We start from the raw sequence: 20,348 nt of genomic DNA, 5'->3' as shown, positions 1-20,348 counted from the left end.
AAGGGTCAAATGACGGAATCTCGGCTTGGGATCGCTTGACCTGCCACGATGCCAGGGGGCAAATGCGGCTTATGATGATCTTCAAGATGTTTCGCCCCGGCGAATGGGCCGAATTGCTGACCAAAGGCTGGACAGGGGGGGCGCCGGTTGATCTGCACGATGGTTTCGTGCATTTCTCGACCGCTGCGCAGGTGCCGGAAACCTTGACCAGACATTTCGTGAATGACGACGCTCTGGTGCTGCTGGCGTGCGATGCCGCGCGCTTCGGCGATGATCTTCGGTGGGAGCCTTCGCGCGGCGGGGATCTGTTTCCCCACCTGTATCGCGCGCTGACGCTGGACGACGTTGCATGGACCCGCGACATCGGGTTCGGTCCCCAAAGGCACAATACGGGGCCACTGGAATGAACCTGATCGAGAAACTGGGACTGACAGCCCTGCACAAGCTGGATCCGGAACGCGCGCACAACCTGTCGATCCAGGCCCTGAGGTTGGGCTTGGTGCCTCTGCCAGGGTCGCCAATCACGTCCGACAGGTTGCGCACCCGCCTTGCGGGTCTGGATCTTCCAAACCCGGTGGGGCTGGCCGCAGGATACGACAAGAACGGCAAGGCTGTGGCGCCATTGATGCGGGCGGGATTCGGATTCCTTGAACTGGGCGCGGCGACGCCCCGCCCCCAGCCGGGCAATCCCAAACCGCGCCTGTTCCGGCTGGAGGATGACGCCGCGATCATCAACCGGTTCGGTTTCAACAACGACGGCGCGCAGATCATCGCCTCGCGGATGGCGACACGGCCAGCCGGGATCCCCGTAGGATTGAACATCGGCGCCAACAAGGACAGCAGCGACCGCGCGGCCGATTTCGCCGAAGTCGTCAGAATCGCAGGGGGATCCGCCGATTTCCTGACCGTGAACGTGTCGTCACCGAACACCGAACGTCTGCGCGACCTGCAAGGACCCCAAGCCCTGGCGGCCCTTTTGCGCGATGTCATCAAGGCGCGCGACACACTATCGATCCGGCGTCCGGTCTTTCTGAAGATCGCGCCGGATTTGACTGACGGGGAAATTGCCGACATCGCGGCCGTGGCCTTGGAAGGTGGCGTTGACGGCATCATCGCGACCAACACCACCCTGTCGCGCGATGGCCTGTCCAGCCATCAGGGTTCCGAGGCAGGGGGAATGTCGGGAAGGCCGCTGTTTGACCGCGCAACGGTCGTTCTGGCGGCACTATATCAGGCAACGGGGGGGACGGTGCCGCTGATCGGCGTCGGCGGCATATCGTCAGCCGAAGATGCCTGGCAGAAAATTCGGGCAGGCGCCAGTGCGGTCCAGATCTATTCAGCTTTAATTTATAAAGGTTTTCCGTTGGTTAGCCAAATTGTCGAAGAAATCGACCAGCGACTTTCTGGACGGGGAATGACACTGACCGACCTGCGTGGCAGCGGCGTATCGGACTGGCTTCACAGGTAATCTTCGCCCAAGCCCAGAAGCTGGTTCATGCTGTGCGACGGCTCGGAACATCCTGCATCGCCGATGACGCGGGCAGGCACACCCGCAACCGTCTTGCAGGACGGCACGTCGTGCAGAACCACCGACCCTGCTGCAATCCGCGAATGGTGGCCTACAAGGATGTTGCCCAGAACCTTGGCCCCCGCCCCGATCATGACGCCATCGCCGATCTTGGGATGGCGGTCACCATCTTCCTTTCCGGTCCCGCCAAGCGTCACGGAATGCAGCATTGAGACGTCGTTGCCGACTTTTGCCGTTTCACCGATGACGATGGAATGCGCATGGTCGATCATCACGCCGGTCCCGATCACCGCTGCGGGATGAATGTCCACGCCAAAGCATTCCGAACAGCGCATCTGCACGAAATAGGCCATGTCGCGCCGTTCCTGCTGCCATAGCCAATGCGCCATGCGATACGCCTGCAACGCTTGGAAACCCTTGAAGAACAAAACCGGCTGCAAAAGACGATGCGTGGCCGGATCGCGGTCATAGACCGCCATCAGATCGGCACGCGCACCGTCGCCCAAGGTCGGAGAAGTGCGATAAGCCTGATCCGCGATCTCGCGAAGGATCTGCTCGCTCATCTCGCCACTGGCCAGCTTGAGAGAGAAGCGGTAGGCCAAGGCCGCTTCCAGGCTGGAATGATGAAGCAGCCCGGCATGGATCAGCGCGCCCAGCAAAGGCTCGTCCCGAACGGCTGCCCAAGCCTCGTCCCGCAGTTGTGACCAGATCGCATCGCGATCAAGGTCCAGGATTTTCTTGGTGCCATGCATGTTCATGTCTTCGATCCACGCCCGTGTCCGCTTCTTCATACAGTGAAGCGCCGGCAGGGGAAAGGATGGGTCTCAATCCGGCAGGCGCAGTTCCATCCAGTGAACGGCCAACTTGATCCGGCCGCCGGTGAATCCGCCCCCTTCGCCGGTCATCAACAGGTTCGTGCCGGCATAGTAGGTCATCGGTGTCCCAAGCATGCCCCGCGCCCAGGACCCGATATCTTTTCCCAACCCCTGTCCGAACCTGTTGTCTGAATCAGCCGTGCCGAACCGCCAGGTCTGGAGGCTTCCCGTCAGCACCTGTGTGACCCGCGCAACCGCTCCGATGACCATGACGTTCGCGGGAATGGCGATGGCGGTGTCGAACACGGTGCCTGCCTCGACTGTCACCTCGGCCTCGCTCATTCCGAAAGCCAGGCCCGCCCCAAGAATGCCCAAGGTGGCCGCTCCGACAAACCACGCCTGGCCGTCAAAGATGGCCTCGGCACCGCGGTCCGCGACGAAGGCGCGCATGCCGCGTGACGGATTGACAAAAATCCATCCACCGTTCGCCCCCACTGCAATCCGACCCGCCTGTCCGGCCCACGAGTCGCTGGCGCCTTGCGGCACCGCCCAGGATTGTCCATCGATCACGGCTGCGGGTGGGATCGGGGTCGAAACGCTTTCCAGGACCGCATTTGCCAGACCGTCCAGACGCATCAGCGCCTCGTTGACGGTAACATGCTTCTGCGCCTGCGCGGGTTGCAGCAGCGGCAGTTGAAGGCGCATGGTTTCATTGGACATTCAAGATCCTCCTTGCATAAGGCCCGGCGCCGAACTGATCGGACAGCTGTGCAACGGCGATGGTGAATGCACCGTTCTGCCAAGCATCGTTCCAGATCTGTTCAGGAATGATATAATCAGGGTTTTCAACATCGGCTTCGTGCAGGATCAGACCGGATCGCAGAATCCGCAGGCGATAACATTCGCGGGCTTCGCCTAATGGAATATCGGCACCTTCCCAAAGATCGCCATCGACGCGGCTTCGGCGTATCCAAGATACCCGTCGGCCCTCGACATGCAGATGGCAGGGGGCGTAGGGCCGCAGTCCGATACCCATCGCCTCTGTGACATGCGCGCGATAGCTGGGATCGTCGAAAGCCCGCCGTGCGGGACCGATGCGCCAGAATCGTTCCTGTCCGCGGGCTGAAGGCGGCAGTTTTACCTGCTGCGCGGCGCCGTCCAACAGGACAATCACGCTGCCTGACGGCCAGACATCGGGCATAATGCCATCGGTTCCTGCTTGGCCTCGCAGCCTGCCGCTGATGTCCCACAAGTCCTTCTCGACAGGAACCGCTGTCGAGAATTGCAGGATTTCCCATCGCTCCGGGGTGCCGTCCCCGATGGCCAAGGCGTTCGTCCCCGCCAGCAAGACCTTTTGGCTGATCGACCGCAAAGACGCGTCCTTCAATCGGATGCGCAACGGCGCGCCCCTGTCGATCACGCCGGGTCGGGCGCGATAAAGCGGCGTTTCGGTTTTGCCCACAAAGGCTCGCCGTGTCAGCGTGGTGTTTACCTCGAACCCGCCATCGCTTTCGATGGATGAATAGGCAACGACCGATCCCGGCCATGGCTTCGCTGTTGCCGCGAGATAGGGCGCATGCGGCTGTTCATCGCCTTTCAGCAATGGCAGATCCATAAACAGCGCCCAGACCGGCAAGGCCGGCGTGTAGCGGCGGACGACGCTGTCATCCTGGTTCGTCACAGCCGGTCGATAGACACCGGGTTCGACTCGGACTGCATCGACGGTGATCGCCCCCGCACGTTCGACCCGGTCGATGCGCCAACGCTTCGGCTCGGAACGGCCGTCTTCCATTCTGATCACGTCGCCCGGTCCCAGGCCGGCAGCCGATGGCGGCAGGGCAAAGCGCGCCGTATCGCGCGAAACGACCGATTCCGCCAACCAGCGTTCGGTGATTGCCCGCCCTTCGGCCCGCGTCAGCGACAGCGCAAATTCGCTGTCGCTGACGGTATTGCCATCGGCATCCGCAAGACTGGTTTCAGCGGTCGCCGTTGCATAATCGCCCCCCGTTTCGATATGCGTCAACCGCAAACGCCCGGACAATTCCGCCTGAGCGTTTCGAACGGTCTGAAAATCACGGACCTCCTCGGTCATGGCCAGATGTTCGGGCCTCAAGACACGCCGGACCATGCCATCCCGTGGCAGAAACCGCAGGCAGCCGTCCCGCTCCACGGCGTCGATGCCGTGCGCAAGCAAGAGCGGCTGCAATGCCGCGCGAGAGGTTTCTCCGCCGCTGACCTGGAAACCACGCACGACGCCTATCACGGCACTGGTATCGAAATTCGCGACCCCGGCATCCCGGCAGATGTCTCCGATGACCGAAGCCAGCATTACCGATCCTGCCCGGCCGTTGAGCCAATGGCCGCGTTGCCAGGCGGGACCATCCGACCACAGATCGGACCGACCGGGAAAGGCGGGATACGGGCGCGCGTCCCAGCACCAGACATGCGCCCGGTCCAGGTCGACCATGCGCATTCCATCGTCCAAGACAGGATTGTTCGCGGCCTTCGACCAATAGGATGTGACAGCCTGAATATACGCCGCCTGGATCGAGTCGTCCCGCTGGCCGTTGGAATAGAAGGGCAGCGTGCTTTCCGAACTCATGGCATCCAGAAACTTGTTCGGCTGATTGGTCGCCTTGTCCAACGCTGCACAGCCGTATTCCGTGAACCAGATCGGCTTCGATCCCGGCACCCATGCCGTCGCCTGCCGCGATCTTATACCGTTCGGACGATCATAATGCAGGTTCTGCCACCAGCTTTTCAGATCCTTGTATTTCCAGACCCAAGCTTCGTCATAGCCGTCGTCTGTGATCGGAGTGCGTATCTGCGCGTCGCGGTCGGCATCGCTGGCATAATACCAGTCATAGCCTTCGCCCCCGCAGACATTGGCTTCCAGATAGGCGGGGTTGCCGATACGGCCCCAATGGGCGTCCAGATGATCCTCGCCGTTCCGCCAATCGGACAGCGGCATATAGTTGTCGATGCCGATAAAGTCGATGTCGGGATGCGCCCACAGGGGATCCAGGTGAAAGAACAGCTCTCCTCCGCCCAGGTGATGGCCGAAATACTCCGACCAGTCGGATGCGTAGCCGATCTTGACCGACGGCCCGAGGATCTGGCGAACGTCTCGGGCAAGGCGGCAAAGTTGCTGCACGGCAGGATAGCTGTTATCCTTTCCCCGGACCTGAGTCATTCCGACCATCTCTGAACCGATCAGGAAGGCGTCGATCCCGCCTGTCGCTGCGCAAAGATGGGCATAATGCAGAATAAAGCGGCGATAGGACCATTCGTAGGATCCGTTGTAGCGCACCGTTTCGCCATCTTGCGCAAAATCCTCGATGCCTGCCTTGCCGAAAAAGGCCTCGACCTCGGCGGCGGCGGCGGCGGTGCCATCAACCGTCCCTGGACGGCCGGGCGCGACAGACGTGGTGATTCGCCCCCGCCATGGCATGACAGCCTGTTCGTCGGCGCCATATGGATCCGCCAGTCCGTTGCTTGCGATCTGCTCCATCAGGATGAACGGATAAAAAACCGCCTTCCGTCCTGATGCCGCGATTGCCCGCAAGCCCTCGATGACGGATCGGTCGGCAGGCGTGCCGCCATAGATGGAACGGTTGTTCACCCGCGTCACCTGCGGCGCACTATTGCGATCAATGCCTGAAACCTCCCACGGCATCTCTGCGCCATCGATCTCGCGCTGCTCGACTTTTGGCTGTAGGGTGCAGCGATCAATTCGAAGGTCGCTGCCGAACCAGGATACGACCAGAGACACGGATTCGACATTGGGCAACTCTCGCCCTAAGGTGTTCATCGAGGATGTGAAATCCGTTCCGCCCATCGGCGTGTTCAGGTTGACCGAACGCAATTCACCCAAACCCAGATCCTGATTCACCGGTGTGGTTGCCAGCGAATATTCACCCGTTCCAGGGATCAGGGCGACAGCCCGCACGTCGCGACACAAACCGCTGCCGTCCTGCGCAGGCGATGTGACCTCAAAGCTTAACTGGGGCATCCTGTTACCCCACGGCTCCAGGTTCAGATCCTCCAGCACCACATAGGCCAAGCCGCGATAGGCGGGCGCTAAATCCCCTTCATGTGCGGCAATGGCGGAATCTGGCTGTTGGTCCTCATTTCCGTGATAAACCCTCATGTTCAAATCGTCTGCCGAGATTTCCTCGCCGTCGGCCCAAATGCGGCCTACGCCGAGTATTCGGCCCTCGCACAGAGCCAGTGCCACCGAAAGGCGATAGCTTATCTGAGTGACTTTTGATTTGGGTGCGCCCTTGCCGCCACTCGCATCTTCGGAATGCGACACTTCTTCAAGAGGCGACGCCCAGATGACATGGCCTGGCAAGCGCATCTGGCCCCAGATCCGCGCAATTGCCGCGCCCTCTCCTGCGGTTTGCAGGCGCAGGCGGTCAATGCGGCCGGTCTCGACCGCTTTCGATCCGCTCCCCAGCAGCTTTTGGTCGATGACCCGGCCAACCGTTGCGCCGACTGCGCGGCCGATGACGGCTCCGGAAAGACCCAGAACGGCGCCGCCAAAGCTTCCGCCAATCGACGCACCCACGGCGGACAGCATGATGGTCGCCATTATGGCCTCCTAAAGACTTGGATTCAGGGAAAGCGGAACCGGGCGGCGATCCGGGTCTGCCAAGGCGTCGTCAGCGGACTGTCGATGACGCCATGTGCGTTGTAGGCATGGATAAATCGCGGTGCCTCGCCTGCCTGGGAAAGAATGCCCAAGTGCTTGGCAACGGCCCTGGCTCGCATACGGAACAGCAAAACCTCGCCCGGCTTCATTCCTGCGTTCCGGTCAATTGGGGTCAGATGGCGCAGCGCCGCGGTCAACAGCATCTCCTCCCCTCCACCCTCACCCCAATCAGGAGTATAGGGGGGCGCGGCTTCGGGCTCGCTGCCATGGCGTTCGCGCCAGATCCCCCGGATCAGGCCAAGGCAATCGCAGGCTACGCCCCTGACGCTGGCCTGATGATGATAGGGCGTGCCGATCCACCCTTGCGCAATCGCAACGATATCGTCAGCCACGACGGTCCCCTGCCTGCGGCGCCATGATCCAATCCTCGGAAGGGAGATGAGGGAAGCCCCGAAAGTTCAGAAAATTCCTGAATTTGTCTCGGCAGGTCACTGCCCTTTTGTCACAGCCCGCCGTCAACCTGATGCGATCACCGACAGCGGGCGCCACACCCAAACCCTGCCATAATTCGATCACCCGCCGACCGCCTTGCATGGCAGTATCATCCTTGACCGTCCCGCAGAGTCCTTCGGCCTCGCCGCTCAGAACCATCAGGTTTCCGCGTTCGAACCAGCCAGCCTCATAGGCAGGAAAGCCCGCGAAATGCAGGACACGCCCATCCTCGATGTCCGCCATGACAGCTTCGGTAGTGAATGTTTCATTTGCCAAGGCCAGCTTGCAATGGCCGTCACCAAGCCGGGCAGAGCAACGAGGATGGAAGACGCGACCCCGCGCGGCGTTCAAAGGCTCTGACAGGCCGCGCAACTCCGCCCGAAAGGCGCCCTGCGACCGCGCGATCTCGCCTAGGCTGCCGGCAAAGATCAGGCGGCGGGCCGATACGTCGGTCCAGTCAACCTCCCACATTTTCACCTGGGCACCATCCCAACGGCCTGCCAGCACATCCCGTTCGGTGATCGCATCATCCGACAGCGCGCCCTCAGCCTCCGAGTTATCGACCGAAAGCCCCGTGGCCTGCACAAGCGCCCGCGCCGACATGCCATGATCCGGGCGAAACCGAACGCCATCAAAGGTCAGGACTGCATCGTGGTCGGTAAAGCCTAGTTCAAAACCGTCTGCACGGCGCACCCTCCAGGCCCGCGCAATTGTCGTCGTCGTCATACCCGCACCTCGATCACAGGGATTGAAGGCATTTCGCCAGCCTGAAACGACGAAACCGAAACAGCGATTCGATCGGTATCGAACCGCACGGCAACATCGAATTCGTAACCGGCTGTCACGACCGCTCCCGGTTCGGGGGCTTCGGCAAAGGTTATCATGCCGCTCGTATGGTCAGCGGCAAAATGGATGCCGGGAAAGACCTCGTTTCCGCCGACCCCTGCCCGAACCGTATCTCGGACAACCTTGTTGATCGGGCGACCATAGCTGCCAGGACCAGAGGAATAAGTCTTTACCAATTGGAAAGCCGTGGCAACACCATCGCCAATCGCGATCACCTGATCGTCGAATGCCGTCGCACGGGACGGCAGGCAGCTCTTGTAATCCGACCAGTCTTTCCAGCGGAACCCATGCAATTGACCTGCACGGGCTTCGAAGAATGCAACCAAGGCCGACAAATCGTCCAGCGACCTCAGCCCCATGCCAGCATCATAGCGGCGGCGGGCGTGCGCCCAAGGAGTGTTGCGCTCTTCGAAACCGCTCGCCAGAGCAACGATCTCGGTGCGGCGCTCGGGGCCTCCGACGGACCCGAATGAAAGATTCGCCGGAAATCTTACCTCGTGAAATGCCATGTCTGCCCCTGTCAGCTGTTTCGTTCGCCGCGGGCCAGAACGCGGCCAAGCTGAGCGGCAATCTGCGACTGGCTGCGTTGGAAGCCTGCGACATCCGGGGTGGTGACATTCACCGTCACGTTCATCGGACGAGAACCTCCGCCGGCTGCCGCGACGCCCAGCCGCCCATCGGCCCCCCTGCGTAGCGGCATGATCGCCTCTGGCCCGGCCTCACCCATCAGGCCAGTCGCACCGCGCATCGGAAAGTGGGTGGGTTGGCTGACCACGCCTCCTTTTGCAAAAGGCATGACGCGTCCTTGGGTGAAAGCCCCACCGTTTGCAAACGGCATGGCACCCGACAGCATCCCGCCGATCCCCTGGGCAAGCGAACCGGCCAAGGCATTCTCGACCGGCTTCATCGCCATGGAAAACACCGTATCGGCAATCGACCGCCCGATTCCCTTTAAGGCCTCGGATAGCTTTTCGCCGTCAAAGACCAGACCGTCGAAAGCGCGTCGCAGGCCGCCTTCAATCCCCGAACTCAGCGATCCCACCTCGCGCGCGGTGACGGTCACCGACTGCCGCAACCGTTCAAGCTCGGCCTCGAACGCGGCGGTCATACGGCTGGTCTGGCTGAATCCTTCGTCCAGTTCATCCAAGGTGGAACTGAATCCGTCCTTACTGGCCATTACCATTTGCCCCCTATTCAGATGTTTCCCTCGGTCGATCGGGATAGCGCGCTGCCAATTCCGCCAACCGGTCGCGGGTCATGGCAGGTGCCCCCGCCTCGACCCCCAGCATCAATGCCAGTTCGGCGGGGGTCAGCGCCCAGAACTGATCGGGCCGCAGACCCAGACCGCGCATTCCGGCTCTCATAAGGCCGGGCCAGTCCAGCCCGCCGGTCATGCGGCGATCCGAAACGCCCGCGCCAAAAGCTCGGCTGCGGCGCGACCTGCTGCCACCGGACCCCCGTCGATATCCACCGTCAGCAAGTCCGTCGTTGTGCCTTGCCAGCCCCCCCCGCGCAGGCCCGCGACCAGAACCGCAAGCACGTCGCGGCTGCTGAACCGGCCCTGTTCGAAGCGCCCGGCGATCGCCATAAGGCTGTCGGCGCCCAGATCATGCTCCAGTTCAGCTAAGGCGCCAAGGGTCAGACGGGCAACGTGGATCGTGCCGTCCAGCACGACCTCGACCTCTCCGCGCATCGGGTTCGCCATCACAGGGCCACGAAATTCAGCGCGCCGGCCGAGGCCATCGTCACCTCGTAAGTGGCCTCGCCGTTGTAGCTGCCCGCATATTCAAGCGCAGTGATCTGAAATGGCCCCTCGACAGTGCCGAAATCCGGGATCACGACCTGGAACCGCGGGACTTCGCCGTCAAAGAAGATCTGCCGCGCACGGCCGTCGGTATTAGCATCCCGAAACACCCCCGATCCTGAAATCGAGGCGTTGCGCACCCCTGCCCCACCCAGCAATTCGCGCCAACCGCCCTGGCTTTCCAAGCTGGTCACGTCAATCGTTTCGGCGTTGAACGACAGGCGCGAAGCGCGAAGACCAGCAATCGTTTCGAATGCTCCGTCCCCCGTCATGTCCATCTTGATCAGCAGATCGCGTCCATTCTGTGCCGCCATGGCTATTCTCCTCAGCCCAGATCAATCCGCGCGCGAAAGGTCAGATCGACCCGGCGCGCAGCACCCTTTTCAACCCGCCGCGCCCGCGCGCGCAGAAACCACAATGCCGTCAGCCGCCCCTTGTTCAGAACCAACTGGGCCTGATCCAGCGTGTCGGCCACGGCAGCAGCGGCAGCCTTGACGGCTGCAAACCCCGCCCCTTGATCCGAACCCGACAGAACCGAGACGATGAAATCATGACGTGATCCCGCCGCGGTCATGTCACCCGCATCCGCCACATCTTCGGGGCCAAGCGAGACGAAGACGCCATTGGGTGCCTCGACCGGCATCGCGTCGAAGATCGCGTCGCCAACCAGGTCATGCAGCACAACGTCGGCACGAAGCTGTTGATAGACTGCCCCTTGCAGGGCAACGCTTGCAGCAAAGCTCATGTCTGTTCCTCTTCCCGCGCAAAGCAGGTCAGCCACCGTCCTGTCACGTCACGTTCGGCCACGGCCTCGATGGCAAACAAGCGCCGGCCCATCCGCAGCCGTTGGCCGGCAACCGGACGCCGCAGGTCGCCCACCTTGGCCCCCCGCACGGTGATCCGCCAGGAAACGACGCTTTCGGGACCGACCTCGGCCCCGCGTTCCTGCCCCGACCCCGCCCTCATCTCGGCCCACAATGCGCCGATCGGCTGCCAGACGATGCGATAGCCGCCCATTCCGTCCTGTTGGCGAACCGAGCGTTCCAGGTCCAGCCGGACGCCCAACTTTGGCCCGCTCATCGCCGCATCTCTCGACTGCCGCGGCCCGCTAGGGTACGGACCTGCCGCCAGCGATCGATCAGCGCGCTAACGCCAAAGGGCATGGCACCCCTTGCTCCGTCATAGCTGCGATCTTCATAGTACCGCGCGGCCAGCATGATGACCGCCTGCGCCAGATCGGCCGGAACTTGGGACCAGACATCGGCAAATCCCGCCGTGAACGTCACGCTGACCATACCCCTGCGGGGGACATGCGGCAGGATCACTCCGGTCGGAAGGATCATCGGCCGCTGTCCATGCGGTAAAAGCCGCCAGTTGTCCTGCGGCACCTCGATCACGGTGCCCATACCGTCATCGATCTCGATCTTCTCGACCAGGATCACCGGCGCCAGCGGCAGGGTCTGGCCCAGCCGGTCGCGCCAGTCGTCCAGTTGCATTCGAAACCGCCGCGTCAGCAGCACCTTGCCCGTGCGTGCCTCGATCGTGGCAATCGCAGCGCGCAAAAAGCCCGCCAGCGCCATGTCCTCGGCGTTGTCCTCGGCAATCTCGAAACCTGTGCCAAGCCGCAAATGCTCGCGCAGCGCCGCGACAGGCAGCGCCTCAACTGCGGGCGCCGTTTCCTCGATCAGCATCATTTCGCGAACCTCCCGTCCTGCTGTCCGCTTGTCATCAACCGGAACAAGGCCCCCCGAACGGGGCCTTGTCGTCGCATCAAGGCGGGAAAGACCGCGCCGCCACGCCGACCATCAGCGCGCGCGGACAGTTGCAAAGCCGGAATGGCCAGCGACCGGTGCGCGGTCTTTCCCTCGCCCGATCCCGCGTGTCGGGATCAGGCGAATTGCAACAGCTTGACCGCGCGGAAATCGGTCACGCCGCCGCCAACACGCTTGGTCGCATAGAACAGCACATGCGGCTTGGCACTGAAGGGATCGCGCAGAACACGAAGATCGGGACGCTCCACAATGGTATAGGCGGCGCGAAAATCGCCAAAGGCTACCGCCAAGGCGTCGGTGCCGATATCAGGCATGTCCTCGCTGACCATGACCGGATAGCCCAGAAGCTGAGGCGTCTGACCGGCCGCAAGGGCGTCGGTCCACAGGAACCGACCGTCGGCATCCTTCATCTTGCGAATCGCCGCCGCAGTCTTCGAGTTCATGACGAAGCAGGCGTTGACACGATATTCTGCGCCAAGGGCATAGATCAGGTCGATCAGCGCATCCGCCGGGGCATTGGCATCGAAACCGCCCATGGTGCCGGTTTCGATCACGCCGATCTTGCCTTCGCCCGCCGTGTCATTGGGCGCGGTCGGATAGGACAGGATGCCCTTGGGTTTCGAGACGCCGTCACCGATGACGAACGCCGCAGCCTCGGACCGGGCGAACTTGTCGGCGATGCGCTCGGCTAGCCAGGCTTCGACATCGAATGCCGCGTCGTCCAGCAGACGCTGGCTCGCCTTGGGCATGGCAGACAGCTCATGCAGGGGGATCGAAATTCGTTCGATCCCGCCCGGTGCGGTATCGGCCGACGCAGCCTCGTCGGCCCAACCGGCGCCGGTCTCACCCTTTTCGACCAGCACTTCATAGGTCGCGGACTCGATGGTTACGACATTGGCCAGCCTGCGCAGCGAGGCACCCGAACGCAGCACGTTCTGCACCGTCTCGGCCACCTGCGGCGCAGCCAGAAAGCCGCCGTCGCTGGCGACCGTCAGGCCCTTTTCCTCGATCACCAGACCGCGCAGGCCATCGTCGTCGCCACTACGCAGATAGGCGTTGAATGCTTTCTGGTGCGGCACTTCGACCTCGGCGGTGGTGGACAGCGGCGTGCGGCCACGGATGGCGGATTTACGATCAAGCATGGTCATGCGCTCTTCCTGTGCAGTGAATTTCTTCTGAATGTCGTCCCGAAAGCCCTTGAGTTCGCTGACGAACCCCATCATGGCTCCCTTCAGGTCGGCGGCCGTGCCGCCACCGTCCGCGGCTTTCACCTCGGTCATGGTTTTCTCCTCATCGCGATGATCGGGGCCGACCTGCCCCTGTTTTTCGGATCGTTGACACGACCCAAACCAAAGGTGGGTTCATCCCACCGCAAACCTCAGACCCTCAGCGCCTCGGCCGCCGCCGCAAACAATGCGGTAACCTCGCGCAGATCGTCCGCATCCTTCCGTCCCACCTTGGCCTCGGGCAGCATGGGAAACGTCACCAGCGATACTTCCCACAACTCGACCTCGGTCAGGACGCGGCGCCCCTTGCCGTCACGTTCCGCGCGGATCGTGCGATAGCCGATCGACAATCCGTCGATGGCGCCGGCCTGGATCAGCGCGGCAGCCTCGCGGGCCAGGGCTACCTCGGGCAGCAGGCGTCCCTTGACCCGCAGGCCTTTCTCATCCTCGCTGATCTCGTCCCAGACGCCGATGGGCTTTTGCGGATCGTGCTGCCACAGCATCCGCACCTTGTCGCCCTTGGCGGCCAGCCGCGCCAGCGATGCGCCGAACGCCCCCGGCGCCACCGCGTCGCCCCCCTGGTCGGTCACGCCGAACAGGCTGGCATAACCCTCGATCACCTGCCCGTCGGACAAGACCGGCGCTCCGCCCGCGAATTTCACCTCAAGTCCCGGAACCATCCGTCAGCCTCCTTTCGGCGCGAATTCCAAAATACCCTGCACCGCCTGGGTCAGGATGACCGCGACAACGCCGTAAACCGTCATCCACAGCCGCCGTTCCAGCCCTTCGATCAGCGCCTCGATCCGCTCCAGCCGCTTTTCGACGGCGCCGAATTGCAGCGCCATGATCCGCTCCTGGGCCTCGAACCGCTGATCGTGCCAGCCGAAACCATCCTTGACGAAACGAGACCCCTCCATGGGATCACGCTCCGGCCAAGGGCGGCAAACCCAGCAGCGCCCGCTTTTCCGCATCCGTCAGGAACGTCGCCGTCCCGATCCGCGCCCATTGCTGGTCGCGCTCCTCGGCCAGGGCCGGGATGCGGTCGGGATCGGGCCGCAGTTCGAACTCGGTGCCCAGATGCTCGGACAGCCACCAGGCGACGGATGCCGAAACCCGCGTCGCCAGCGGCAGAACCGTCAGGCGATAGAACGCCCGATGCGCTTCCGCATAATTGGCATAGGTCGCGTCGCCGGGGATCCCCAGCAGCATCGGCGGCACGCCGAAAGCCAGCGCGATTTCCCGCGCCGCCGAGAGCTTCGTCTCGTGGAACTCCATGTCGCTGGGCGAAAAACCCATTGGCTTCCAGTCCAGCCCACCTTCCAGCAGCATCGGACGGCCTGCGTTGCGCGCGCCCTGATGGTTCATCTCGATCTCGCCCACCAGCCGGTCGTACTGCTCGGGGGACAGAACCCCCTGCCCGTCCATGCCCTTGTACACGATGGCGCCGGACGGTCGCGCGGCGTTGTCCAGCAGAGCCTTGGACCACGCCGATGCGCTGTTGTGGACATCCAGCGCCACCGCCGCCGCCTGCATGGGGGACAGACCGTAATGGTCGTCCTGGGGATGGAACGACTTGACGTGGCAGATCGGATCGGGGCTGCCGGTCATGTCGAATCGGTGCTTGCGCCCGCCGACCGAATAGTCATAGGCCACGGGCCAGCCATCGGCTCCGGGGACGATGCTGATCCGGTCTGACCGCAGCACATGCAATTCTTCGGGCAGTCCCTGGGCGCCAAGGCCCGCCGCCTCGACATAGCCGTTGCCCGACAACAGCATCTGTCCGAACAGCGCCTCGAACAACTCGGCTCGGCCCTGCCCCGGATTGGGTCGGCGCAGCAGGTCCAGGACCGGATGGATGTCATAGCGCCGTTCGCGATCCTCGCAGACCAGGGGCACCGCCGCCGCCGCTTCGGCGATCAGCTTGACACAGCGAAAGCCGACAGGATTGCCCACGAACCCGCCCCGCGTCAGGCTGGCGGTGTCCCGTGATGACCAGACCGCACGCCCTGCCCCAGTGGCGAAGGCCACGACCCGGCCCGTCGCACTGGCCTTTCTTTCTGGCGCGGGAGCCTGCTTTTCCTCCCGCGAAAACAACCGAAACGCCATCTCTCGCCTCCATGCCAACGAAAAAAAGGCCGTCCATGGGGACAGCCTCTTTGCCTTGGTCCAAATATTCCGGGGTCCGGGGCAGCGCCCCGGCTTACAACCGCCGCATCTGCGGCCGCCGCCAGCTTGCCCCCGGCTCGATCACCAGTTCATGAACCGCCCAGACCAGCGCATCCAGCCGGTCAGGCGACCCGCGGCCTTCAAAGCCGCGCACTGTCATCTGGCACATCTGGTCCTCCAGCGCGCCCAGGCCGCGCACGTGCCTGACCCGCCCCTGCTCATAAAGCGCCGCCACTGGCTCGGCCCGGAGACCCTTGCCGCGACCGGCCCGCAATGCGCGGAACGGAACCAGCGGATCCACCTGCCGGACCACCGTTTCCACCAGGTCGCCGCCTTGGTTCACCTCGGCCACCAGCCGTTCGGCGCCGTGGCGATCCATCGCGGCAATGGCCGCCCGCGCCCAGTCCAGCGGGCCGCCCCTGATCGTGGCGTCCTCCAGCACATAGGTCCGCCAGTCGCCCGGCTCGCCCTCGGCCACGACACCCGCCACGATGATGCCGCATTCGTCGCTGGCCTTGCCCGCCGTCACCGCCGGATCGACCGCGACGACGACCCGCGACAGCTTGGGCGCCCGGTCCACGCGGCAGCCTTCCAGCATCGCGGTCGTCCACAGCGCGCCTTCCACATCGTCCAGCAGCACGCCGTCCAGTTCCTGACGCCCCAACCGTGTCCCGCCGTAACGCGACGCCACCTCGGCCAGGAAACTCTCGGCCAGATAGGCGCGGTTGGCATCCGTGGGCGCGTGGGTCGTGACCGTGGACGCATTGCCCAGAATCCGCTTCAGCACGCCCACGTTGCGCGGCGTGGTCGTGACCACCTGCTGCGGATTGTCGCCCAGCCGCAGGGCGAATTGCAGCATGTCCCAGACATCCTCGGACTTCTTCCACTTGGCCAGCTCGTCCGCCCAGGCCGCGTCGAATTGCGGGCCGCGCAACGCCTCGGGTTCGTGGGCGGAATAGACCGTGGCGGTCGCGCCGTTGGCCCAGACCAGCCGCTTGCGCCCGGCTTCCCAGACGGGGCGACGGTCGGGGGGCGAACAGGCCAGGATGCCGCTTTCGCCGAACACCATCACCTCGCGCACCTGGTCGAAGGTTTCGCCGACCAGGGCCAGCCGATGGCAGCGCCCCGGTGCGGCGGCGGTCGTTCCTTCGACCATCCGCCGCACCCATTCGGACCCGGCGCGGGTCTTGCCCGCGCCGCGCCCGCCCATGATGACCCAGGTCTTCCAATCGCCCTCGGGGGGCAGCTGGTGGCTCAAGGCCCAGAACTCGAACAGCCAGGGCAGCGCCATCAGCGCGTTTTCGGACAAACTGCCCAGAAACGCGTCAACCTCATCCGGCCCGGCGGAGGCAAGCCAGGCGGCGCCCGATTTCATCTCGTGCCGCGTCAAGGTCGAGGCTTCCTCCTCCGACCCCTCCGGCGATATCCTTGCGTAACTTGTCAACCCTGTTCCTTTCCGCCATCAGAAGACCCACCGCCTCGCGGACGATCTTCGCGGTCTGCATGGCTTCCTTAAGCTCGGCCGGGTCCACGGACCCGCTTTCGCGAGCTTCCAGCGCGGCTTCGTGACGCTTCAAATCCTTGACATAGGACCAGAACAACCCTTCGGCGACGGCAATGGCCTCGTTCGGGTCCACCTCCGCCGCCGCACTCGCAACCGGCTTCACGCCCGCCCGCACCGGGTTTTGACCCGCCACGAACGGTCCTTCGGGATCAACGACCCCGCGCCATTCCATATCGTTCATGCAACTGTCCCGCCTCGTGTCCTGTCCGCACGAGCCGAAAAACGAAAAAGCGGCCCTTGGGGTCGCCCCCCGGCCGCTTGCCCATTTCTCCCAGCATGGATATGTTCTACCCTGGGGCGTTCTGCAAGTCAATCGCTAAACCAAAGCGCGCGCAGTCAAGACAGGATTAACCTATCCGAACAACGGTTTAAGATGCGCAACACCTGTGCAACACCGGCTGCGCGCATCTGCGGAAAACACCATGACGGGCGCAACGGGATTCGCTTCTCAGACGTTTTTCCTGCCTTTGTCCTTGCCCTTGGCTTCGGTCGCGGCAGCGATGGCGTTGGCGGCCTCGTCCTGCATCTTCTGGGCAAATCCAACCATCTGCGCGGCATAGGCTTCGGCCCATTCGGGAAAGTTTCCCGACTTCATCGCGGCGGCGCGCATTTCCTCGCCCTTTTCGCGCATCTTCTGGAACTGATCCTCCCAGGCGGTCTGCATCGTTTGCCACTGGCTGCGGACGTTTTCGCCGGCTTCGTCGAAATAGCCGCGAATCTGCCGGTTCATCTCGTCCTGCCGCTGCATCGCGGTGTCCTGCCACTTGCGGGCGCTGTTCATCATCTCGTCGTTGCGGCTGGTCATCTCGTCCTGCCATTCGGCCACGCGTTTTTCATAGGTGCGGGCGTTCTCGGCCAGGGTGGAAAACATATCGGACAGTTTCATGGCACATCCTCCTGAAAGGCGGCGGCCCGGCGCGGTTCACGCCATGACGAAAGCCCGCCCCTTGCACGCCAAGCCTGCGCAAGGGAACGGGCTTTGTCAAATGCCGTGAACGGCTTGGGCCGTCTAGCCGTCGCCCTGCACCGGACTGGTCGGATCCTCTCCGCGCTGCCGCTCGATCTCGCGCCAGCGGGCGACGGCGGCGTTGTGCTCCTCCAGCGTGCGCGAAAAGGCATGCCCGCCCGTTCCGTCCGCCACGAAGAAGATGTAATCGGTGCTGTCGGGATTCAGCGCCGCCCGGATCGCCGCCCGGCCGGGATTGGCAATGGGCGTGGGCGGCAGCCCGTCGACACGATAGGTGTTATAGGGCGTGGTCGCCGCCAGTTCCGACCGCCGCAGCCCGCGTTCCAGAACACCCTGCCCGTTCGTGATGCCATAGATCACCGTCGGGTCGGTTTCCAGCCGCATCCCCCGTTCCAGCCGGTTGACAAAGACGCTGGCGACCTGCGGGCGCTCCTCCGCGACCCCGGTTTCCTTTTCCACGATGGACGCCATGATGAGCGCCTCCTCGGGCGTATCATAGGGCAGGCCGAACGGCCGCGCCTCCCATTCGGCGGCCAGGATCGCCGCCTGCCGCTGCGCCATCAGGGCCAGCAGCGCGCTGCGACTTCCGCCCTTTTCGACCTCATAGGTGTCGGGCGCCAGGCTGCCTTCCGCCGGAATGTCCTCGACCTCGCCGGTCAGGAACGGCGCGGCCTTCAGCGCCTCGACCACCTGCCAGCTTGTCACCCCCTCGGCCATGGCGACGCGCAGCCGCGCGCCCGGCTTGTCCACCGCCGCGGTGATCGCCTCGGGCGCGGTTTCGGTCGCCGGGTCAAAGCGCGCCATTTCCTCGAAGGCGCCTGTGTCCGGGTTCATGTCGCGCAGCAGGACCGCATTCTCGCGCACGCCGACGCGCACCAGCACCTCGGTCCCGCAGGTCGAAGGCCCACCCTCGGTGATGATCCCGACAATCTCCTCCATGCTGGCCTGGGGCGGCACCAGATAGCTGCCGAATTTCAGATCCCGCGCCTTGTCAAGGTAATCCGTACCGGCCCGGAAAACATAGGAATTGCTGACCGCCCCCTGTTCCACCAGCTGCTGGCTGACCGCATTCAGGCTGGCGCCCGGCGCCACCTGTACGCATTGCGCCACCGCGCTTGGCCCCGGCCCGCTGAACTGGTGCCTGCCCCAGGCCACCGCCGCGGCGGCGGCAATCAGCAGCACGATCAGCAGCGTCAGGAAATTCGAGGCGATGTTGCGCCACATCATCCGCGAACCGCCCCCAGGATCAGGCTGGCATTGGTGCCGCCGAACCCGAAGCTGTTGGACAGCGCCACCTCGACCTTGCGCCGCACGGCGGCGTTGGCGGCCAGATCCAACGTCGGCTGAACCGCCGGATGGTCCAGGTTGATCGTCGGCGGGCAGATCTGATCGCGGATCGCCAGAACGCAGAAGATCGCCTCGACCGCGCCGGCCGCGCCCAGCAGGTGCCCGATGCTGGACTTGGTGGACGACATCACCACGTTACCCGCATGATCGCCCAGCAGCCGTTCCACCGCGCCCAGTTCGATGGTGTCGGCCATCGTGCTGGTGCCGTGCGCGTTGATATAGTCGACCGCCGACGGCTCCAGCCCCGCCGACCGCAGCGCGTTCTGCATGGCGCGATACCCGCCATCGCCATCCTCGCTGGGCGCGGTGATGTGATAGGCGTCGCCCGACAGCCCGTATCCCAGAACCTCGGCGTAAATCCGCGCCCCCCGCGCCACGGCGTGTTCGTATTCCTCCAGCACGACGCAGCCCGCGCCCTCGCCCATGACGAAGCCGTCGCGGTCCACGTCATAGGGGCGGCTGGCCGCCTGCGGATCGTCGGCCCGCTTGGTGGACAGGGCCTTGCAGGCGTTGAAACCGGCAATGCCGATCTCGCTGATGGGGCTTTCGGCCCCGCCCGCGACCATCACGTCGGCATCGCCCAGGGCGATCAGCCGCGCCGCGTCGCCGATGGCGTGGGCGCCCGTGGAACAGGCCGTCACCACCGCATGGTTCGGCCCCTTGAAGCCAAAGCGGATCGACACCTGCCCCGACACCAGATTGATTAGCGCGCCGGGGATAAAGAACGGCGACACGCGCTTGGGCCCGCGTTCCTTGATAAGCACCGCCGTTTCCGCGATGGAGGTCAGCCCGCCGATCCCAGACCCGATCATCACCCCGGTCCGCTCGCGGTCCTCGTCGGTCGCAGGCTCCCATCCCGAATCCTGCACCGCCTGCACCGCCGCCGCCATCCCGTACAGGATGAAGTCATCGACCTTGCGCCGGTCCTTCGGCTCCATCCAGTCGTCGGGGTTGAAGGTTCCGTCGCTGCCATCGCCCATGGGGATCTCGCAGGCGTATTTCGTCACCACGTCCTTGGGGTCAAAGCGGGTGATCGGCCCGGCGCCGGACTGCCCGGCCAGCAGCCGTTCCCACGTCGCCTCGACACCGCAGGCCAGCGGCGTGACCATGCCCAACCCGGTGACAACAACCCTGCGCATCCACGACGTCCTTCACGCTGTTCATTCG

The 20,348-nt window shown here is 63.9% G+C and carries 24 protein-coding genes; 2 read left to right on the top strand and 22 right to left on the bottom strand.

Features of this window, described 5'->3' with window-relative positions; translation table 11 throughout:
- Window positions 1-71 precede the first annotated feature (71 nt).
- Complete coding sequence (locus CHB77_RS13545; RefSeq protein ID WP_089388752.1) at window positions 72-407, top strand: DUF952 domain-containing protein; 336 nt, start codon at window positions 72-74, stop codon at window positions 405-407.
- Entirely contained in the window at window positions 404-1,468 is a 1,065-nt protein-coding gene (locus CHB77_RS13540; protein ID WP_089388751.1) for a quinone-dependent dihydroorotate dehydrogenase, read from the top strand. Before CHB77_RS13545 ends, CHB77_RS13540 begins: the two co-directional genes overlap by 4 nt.
- Here the strand turns inward: CHB77_RS13540 and cysE are convergent.
- The 22 genes from cysE to fabF form a co-directional block, all read right to left on the bottom strand.
- Window positions 1,459-2,286, bottom strand: a complete 828-nt coding sequence (gene cysE, locus CHB77_RS13535) for a serine O-acetyltransferase (RefSeq protein ID WP_089388750.1) — start codon at window positions 2,284-2,286, stop codon at window positions 1,459-1,461. The two genes, CHB77_RS13540 and cysE, sit on opposite strands and share 10 nt — an antisense overlap.
- Before the next feature lie 66 nt (window positions 2,287-2,352).
- Complete coding sequence (locus CHB77_RS13530; protein WP_089388749.1) at window positions 2,353-3,063, bottom strand: DUF2793 domain-containing protein; 711 nt, start codon at window positions 3,061-3,063, stop codon at window positions 2,353-2,355.
- Window positions 3,053-6,937, bottom strand: coding sequence for a baseplate multidomain protein megatron (locus CHB77_RS13525; protein WP_089388748.1), 3,885 nt, complete (start codon window positions 6,935-6,937; stop codon window positions 3,053-3,055). Before CHB77_RS13525 ends, CHB77_RS13530 begins: the two co-directional genes overlap by 11 nt.
- A 23-nt stretch (window positions 6,938-6,960) precedes the next feature.
- A complete protein-coding gene (locus tag CHB77_RS13520; RefSeq protein WP_089388747.1) occupies window positions 6,961-7,389 on the bottom strand; it encodes a C40 family peptidase in 429 nt (142 codons plus the stop codon).
- The gene (locus CHB77_RS13515) at window positions 7,382-8,215 is read right to left on the bottom strand and encodes a DUF2163 domain-containing protein (protein WP_089388746.1); all 834 of its coding nucleotides are present in this window, start codon (window positions 8,213-8,215) and stop codon (window positions 7,382-7,384) included. The genes CHB77_RS13520 and CHB77_RS13515 overlap by 8 nt, the downstream gene beginning before the upstream one ends.
- Entirely contained in the window at window positions 8,212-8,844 is a 633-nt protein-coding gene (locus CHB77_RS13510; RefSeq protein ID WP_089388745.1) for a DUF2460 domain-containing protein, read from the bottom strand. Before CHB77_RS13510 ends, CHB77_RS13515 begins: the two co-directional genes overlap by 4 nt.
- 11 nt (window positions 8,845-8,855) lie before the next feature.
- Complete coding sequence (locus tag CHB77_RS13505) at window positions 8,856-9,512, bottom strand: phage tail tape measure protein (protein WP_089388744.1); 657 nt, start codon at window positions 9,510-9,512, stop codon at window positions 8,856-8,858.
- 13 nt (window positions 9,513-9,525) lie between these two features.
- Window positions 9,526-9,729 carry a rcc01693 family protein gene (locus CHB77_RS13500; RefSeq protein ID WP_089388743.1) on the bottom strand — a complete coding sequence of 68 codons (204 nt, stop codon included), beginning with the start codon at window positions 9,727-9,729 and terminating at the stop codon, window positions 9,526-9,528.
- A complete protein-coding gene (locus CHB77_RS13495) occupies window positions 9,726-10,040 on the bottom strand; it encodes a gene transfer agent family protein (protein WP_089388742.1) in 315 nt (104 codons plus the stop codon). The genes CHB77_RS13500 and CHB77_RS13495 overlap by 4 nt, the downstream gene beginning before the upstream one ends.
- A complete protein-coding gene (locus CHB77_RS13490; protein ID WP_089388741.1) occupies window positions 10,040-10,453 on the bottom strand; it encodes a phage major tail protein, TP901-1 family in 414 nt (137 codons plus the stop codon). The genes CHB77_RS13495 and CHB77_RS13490 overlap by 1 nt, the downstream gene beginning before the upstream one ends.
- A gap of 11 nt (window positions 10,454-10,464) precedes the next feature.
- Window positions 10,465-10,884 (bottom strand): DUF3168 domain-containing protein, encoded by a 420-nt coding sequence (locus CHB77_RS13485; protein ID WP_089388740.1) that lies wholly within the window; start codon window positions 10,882-10,884, stop codon window positions 10,465-10,467.
- A complete protein-coding gene (locus CHB77_RS13480; RefSeq protein ID WP_089388739.1) occupies window positions 10,881-11,219 on the bottom strand; it encodes a head-tail adaptor protein in 339 nt (112 codons plus the stop codon). The genes CHB77_RS13485 and CHB77_RS13480 overlap by 4 nt, the downstream gene beginning before the upstream one ends.
- A complete protein-coding gene (locus CHB77_RS13475) occupies window positions 11,216-11,833 on the bottom strand; it encodes a head-tail connector protein (RefSeq protein WP_089388738.1) in 618 nt (205 codons plus the stop codon). Before CHB77_RS13475 ends, CHB77_RS13480 begins: the two co-directional genes overlap by 4 nt.
- A gap of 194 nt (window positions 11,834-12,027) precedes the next feature.
- The gene (locus CHB77_RS13470; protein ID WP_089388737.1) at window positions 12,028-13,191 is read right to left on the bottom strand and encodes a phage major capsid protein; all 1,164 of its coding nucleotides are present in this window, start codon (window positions 13,189-13,191) and stop codon (window positions 12,028-12,030) included.
- 98 nt (window positions 13,192-13,289) lie between these two features.
- The gene (locus CHB77_RS13465) at window positions 13,290-13,817 is read right to left on the bottom strand and encodes an HK97 family phage prohead protease (RefSeq protein ID WP_089388736.1); all 528 of its coding nucleotides are present in this window, start codon (window positions 13,815-13,817) and stop codon (window positions 13,290-13,292) included.
- A gap of 3 nt (window positions 13,818-13,820) precedes the next feature.
- On the bottom strand, window positions 13,821-14,054 hold the full coding sequence (locus tag CHB77_RS13460; protein WP_089388735.1) for a GTA head formation protein, RCAP_rcc01685 family: 234 nt from the start codon (window positions 14,052-14,054) through the stop codon (window positions 13,821-13,823).
- A 4-nt stretch (window positions 14,055-14,058) separates the two neighbouring features.
- A complete protein-coding gene (locus tag CHB77_RS13455; protein ID WP_089388734.1) occupies window positions 14,059-15,243 on the bottom strand; it encodes a phage portal protein in 1,185 nt (394 codons plus the stop codon).
- Between the two features lie 94 nt (window positions 15,244-15,337).
- The gene (locus CHB77_RS13450; RefSeq protein ID WP_089388733.1) at window positions 15,338-16,678 is read right to left on the bottom strand and encodes a DNA-packaging protein; all 1,341 of its coding nucleotides are present in this window, start codon (window positions 16,676-16,678) and stop codon (window positions 15,338-15,340) included.
- Window positions 16,635-17,048 carry a permease gene (locus CHB77_RS13445; RefSeq protein WP_242626654.1) on the bottom strand — a complete coding sequence of 138 codons (414 nt, stop codon included), beginning with the start codon at window positions 17,046-17,048 and terminating at the stop codon, window positions 16,635-16,637. Before CHB77_RS13445 ends, CHB77_RS13450 begins: the two co-directional genes overlap by 44 nt.
- A 267-nt stretch (window positions 17,049-17,315) precedes the next feature.
- On the bottom strand, window positions 17,316-17,753 hold the full coding sequence (locus CHB77_RS13440) for a hypothetical protein (protein ID WP_089388732.1): 438 nt from the start codon (window positions 17,751-17,753) through the stop codon (window positions 17,316-17,318).
- A gap of 123 nt (window positions 17,754-17,876) precedes the next feature.
- Window positions 17,877-19,058, bottom strand: a complete 1,182-nt coding sequence (mltG, locus tag CHB77_RS13435) for an endolytic transglycosylase MltG (RefSeq protein ID WP_176430346.1) — start codon at window positions 19,056-19,058, stop codon at window positions 17,877-17,879.
- A complete protein-coding gene (gene fabF, locus CHB77_RS13430; protein ID WP_089388730.1) occupies window positions 19,058-20,320 on the bottom strand; it encodes a beta-ketoacyl-ACP synthase II in 1,263 nt (420 codons plus the stop codon). Before fabF ends, mltG begins: the two co-directional genes overlap by 1 nt.
- Between the last annotated feature and the right edge of the window lie 28 nt (window positions 20,321-20,348).

Origin of the sequence: Paracoccus sediminis (genome assembly GCF_900188295.1) — a bacterium.
Taxonomy (GTDB): Bacteria; Pseudomonadota; Alphaproteobacteria; order Rhodobacterales; family Rhodobacteraceae; genus Paracoccus; species Paracoccus sediminis.
Note: the sequence above shows the minus strand (reverse complement) of the source record. Positions and strands in the feature narration are given on the sequence as shown.

Bases quoted from the DNA above. Each gene is read 5' to 3' on its own strand.
- CHB77_RS13545 (WP_089388752.1), top strand. From the start codon at position 72: ATGATGATCTTCAAGATGTTTCGCCCCGGCGAATGGGCCGAATTGCTG.
- CHB77_RS13540 (WP_089388751.1), top strand. From the start codon at position 404: ATGAACCTGATCGAGAAACTGGGACTGACAGCCCTGCACAAGCTGGAT.
- cysE (WP_089388750.1), bottom strand. From the start codon at position 2,286: ATGAACATGCATGGCACCAAGAAAATCCTGGACCTTGATCGCGATGCG.
- CHB77_RS13530 (WP_089388749.1), bottom strand. From the start codon at position 3,063: ATGTCCAATGAAACCATGCGCCTTCAACTGCCGCTGCTGCAACCCGCG.
- CHB77_RS13525 (WP_089388748.1), bottom strand. From the start codon at position 6,937: ATGGCGACCATCATGCTGTCCGCCGTGGGTGCGTCGATTGGCGGAAGC.
- CHB77_RS13515 (WP_089388746.1), bottom strand. From the start codon at position 8,215: ATGACGACGACGACAATTGCGCGGGCCTGGAGGGTGCGCCGTGCAGAC.
- CHB77_RS13510 (WP_089388745.1), bottom strand. From the start codon at position 8,844: ATGGCATTTCACGAGGTAAGATTTCCGGCGAATCTTTCATTCGGGTCC.
- CHB77_RS13505 (WP_089388744.1), bottom strand. From the start codon at position 9,512: ATGGCCAGTAAGGACGGATTCAGTTCCACCTTGGATGAACTGGACGAA.
- CHB77_RS13500 (WP_089388743.1), bottom strand. From the start codon at position 9,729: ATGACCGGCGGGCTGGACTGGCCCGGCCTTATGAGAGCCGGAATGCGC.
- CHB77_RS13495 (WP_089388742.1), bottom strand. From the start codon at position 10,040: ATGGCGAACCCGATGCGCGGAGAGGTCGAGGTCGTGCTGGACGGCACG.
- CHB77_RS13490 (WP_089388741.1), bottom strand. From the start codon at position 10,453: ATGGCGGCACAGAATGGACGCGATCTGCTGATCAAGATGGACATGACG.
- CHB77_RS13485 (WP_089388740.1), bottom strand. From the start codon at position 10,884: ATGAGCTTTGCTGCAAGCGTTGCCCTGCAAGGGGCAGTCTATCAACAG.
- CHB77_RS13480 (WP_089388739.1), bottom strand. From the start codon at position 11,219: ATGAGCGGGCCAAAGTTGGGCGTCCGGCTGGACCTGGAACGCTCGGTT.
- CHB77_RS13475 (WP_089388738.1), bottom strand. From the start codon at position 11,833: ATGATGCTGATCGAGGAAACGGCGCCCGCAGTTGAGGCGCTGCCTGTC.
- CHB77_RS13470 (WP_089388737.1), bottom strand. From the start codon at position 13,191: ATGACCGAGGTGAAAGCCGCGGACGGTGGCGGCACGGCCGCCGACCTG.
- CHB77_RS13465 (WP_089388736.1), bottom strand. From the start codon at position 13,817: ATGGTTCCGGGACTTGAGGTGAAATTCGCGGGCGGAGCGCCGGTCTTG.
- CHB77_RS13460 (WP_089388735.1), bottom strand. From the start codon at position 14,054: ATGGAGGGGTCTCGTTTCGTCAAGGATGGTTTCGGCTGGCACGATCAG.
- CHB77_RS13455 (WP_089388734.1), bottom strand. From the start codon at position 15,243: ATGGCGTTTCGGTTGTTTTCGCGGGAGGAAAAGCAGGCTCCCGCGCCA.
- CHB77_RS13450 (WP_089388733.1), bottom strand. From the start codon at position 16,678: ATGAAATCGGGCGCCGCCTGGCTTGCCTCCGCCGGGCCGGATGAGGTT.
- CHB77_RS13445 (WP_242626654.1), bottom strand. From the start codon at position 17,048: ATGAACGATATGGAATGGCGCGGGGTCGTTGATCCCGAAGGACCGTTC.
- CHB77_RS13440 (WP_089388732.1), bottom strand. From the start codon at position 17,753: ATGAAACTGTCCGATATGTTTTCCACCCTGGCCGAGAACGCCCGCACC.
- mltG (WP_176430346.1), bottom strand. From the start codon at position 19,058: ATGTGGCGCAACATCGCCTCGAATTTCCTGACGCTGCTGATCGTGCTG.
- fabF (WP_089388730.1), bottom strand. From the start codon at position 20,320: ATGCGCAGGGTTGTTGTCACCGGGTTGGGCATGGTCACGCCGCTGGCC.